This is a genomic window from Amycolatopsis sp. WAC 01416 (genome assembly GCF_003947485.1).
Taxonomy (GTDB): Bacteria; Actinomycetota; Actinomycetes; order Mycobacteriales; family Pseudonocardiaceae; genus Amycolatopsis.
In genome coordinates this window covers 1-633 of sequence record NZ_QHHX01000033.1, presented here as the reverse complement: position 1 = coordinate 633, position 633 = coordinate 1, and the positions used below count along the sequence as shown (strand labels likewise).

The 633-nt window shown below is 64.6% G+C and carries 1 protein-coding gene; it reads left to right on the top strand.

Features of this window, described 5'->3' with window-relative positions; all coding sequences use genetic code 11:
* Positions 1 to 247 precede the first annotated feature (247 nt).
* The coding region (locus DL990_RS41165) for an extracellular solute-binding protein (RefSeq protein WP_125801886.1) at positions 248 to 633 on the top strand (386 nt) is incomplete at its 3' end.

Sequence of the window (633 nt, the reverse complement as noted above, 5' to 3'; positions counted from 1 at the left end):
CCCCAACAGCGGCCGAGCCGTGCCCGGACGCGAACCGACGAATAACCAGCCATAACAATTTCCCGCACACCCCTTGCTATCCAGAGAGCCGTCGGCCTACGGTCCTGGAACCGCTTACTACAGCTTTTGCTTGGACGGTCCCCCGCAACCGCGAGCCGACAGTTTCCGGCACGCCGTTCCTGGCCAACGCCCCGAGCCGCCGTCCTCTTCGTTCTGAGACGCCCACTTTCCGAAGGATTACGGTCCGATGAACTTCACCAGCCCCAGGCGAAGGTTCGCCCACGCCGCCGTCGCGGGTCTCGCCCTGACAGGTCTGCTCTCCGCCTGCGGCGGATCCGGGGACGACGCGTCCTCGGGGTCTTCCGGTACGGTGACCCTCCCCTTCTGGGGCTGGGCCAACGGCCAGGAAGCCGTCGTCAAGGCGTTCAACGCCAGCCACAAGGACGTCAAGCTCAAGTACACGAAGATCACCGATCAGCTGACCATGCAGAAGCAGCTGACCAACGCGGTCAAGGCCGGGAACGCGCCCTGCCTGGTGCAGAACACCGCCGAGTATGTGACGACCTGGGTCTCCCAGGGCGTGCTCGCCGACATCACCCAGTACGTGGAGCCCAGCAAGGACAAGTTCAACGC